General features: G+C 71.2%; 1 protein-coding gene. It reads left to right on the top strand.

What is annotated here, in order from left to right:
* A partial coding sequence (locus tag MF134_RS23785; RefSeq protein ID WP_255341871.1) for a methyl-accepting chemotaxis protein occupies positions 1-746 on the top strand: 746 nt, incomplete at both ends.

Below are 746 nucleotides of genomic sequence, written 5' to 3'. Positions count from 1 at the left end.
GCCTCCGGCGATCTCGCCCAGCGCACCGAGCAGCAGGCGGCGAGCCTTGAGGAGACCGTGGCGGCGCTCGGCGAGGTGACGAGCGCGGTGAACCAGACGGCCGACAGCGCCGGCCATGCCCAGAAGGTGGCGACGACGGCCCGCGGCAAGGCCGAGAAGGGTGGCCAGGTGGTCTCCGAGGCGGTCGCGGCGATGAACCAGATCGAGGCCTCCTCCCAGCAGATCAACCAGATCATCGGCGTCATCGACGAGATCGCCTTCCAGACCAACCTCCTGGCCCTGAACGCCGGCGTCGAGGCGGCGCGGGCGGGCGAAGCCGGCAAGGGCTTCGCGGTGGTGGCTCAGGAAGTGCGGGGCCTCGCCCAGCGCTCGGCGGAAGCGGCCAAGGAGATCAAGGGCCTGATCACGGCGTCGTCCGAGCAGGTCGGCAAGGGCGTGGAACTGGTGACGGCGTCGGGCAAGTCGCTGGACGAGATCGTTGCCGAAGTCTCCGGCATGGCCGAGGCGATCGCCCAGATCGCGTCGAGTGCCCGCGAACAGGCGACGAGCCTGCGCGAGGTCTCCGGCGCGGCCGACCAGATGGACAAGGTGACCCAGCAGAACGCCGCGATGGTGGAAGAGGCGACCGCCGCCAGCCGGACGCTCGCCGACGAGACCGAGGGTCTCGCCCAGGCGGTCGCCCGCTTCAAGACCGGCGGGGGCAAGTCCCGGCAGGCAGGCATCGTCTCGATGGCCGGCGCCCGCAA

The sequence above is a fragment of the Jiella marina genome, assembly GCF_024359545.1.
In the GTDB taxonomy this organism is placed as follows: domain Bacteria; phylum Pseudomonadota; class Alphaproteobacteria; order Rhizobiales; family Rhizobiaceae; genus Jiella.
Note: the sequence above shows the minus strand (reverse complement) of the source record. Positions and strands in the feature narration are given on the sequence as shown.